This window comes from Mesorhizobium sp. M7A.F.Ca.MR.362.00.0.0, from assembly GCF_004023175.1.
Lineage (GTDB): Bacteria > Pseudomonadota > Alphaproteobacteria > Rhizobiales > Rhizobiaceae > Mesorhizobium.
Map to the genome: position 1 here is coordinate 16,993 of NZ_RZTF01000104.1, position 223 is coordinate 17,215.

At 66.8% G+C, this 223-nt stretch carries 1 protein-coding gene; it reads right to left on the minus strand.

The window, feature by feature from the left end; all coding sequences use genetic code 11:
- Positions 1 to 164, minus strand: a 164-nt coding sequence (locus tag EOC06_RS42615; RefSeq protein WP_245469628.1) for an NAD(P)-binding protein, incomplete at its 3' end; no start/stop codon positions are given.
- Between the last annotated feature and the right edge of the window lie 59 nt (positions 165 to 223).

Sequence of the window (223 nt, forward strand, 5' to 3'; positions counted from 1 at the left end):
TCATGGATGAAGCCGGGCGCGGTGATCTCCTCGGTGCGCATGCAACCGCCAATGCGGTCGTTGCGCTCCAGGACGAGCACACGCGCCCCTTTGCCGCCAAGCATCGCCGCGCAGACCAGCGCATTGATGCCGCTGCCGACGATGATGTGATCGGGGGCGTTCATTGGGGATTTCCTGTGGGCAGCGGGTCGGCTCGCGAGGTTAGCCCTCTACGGCCCCCCCC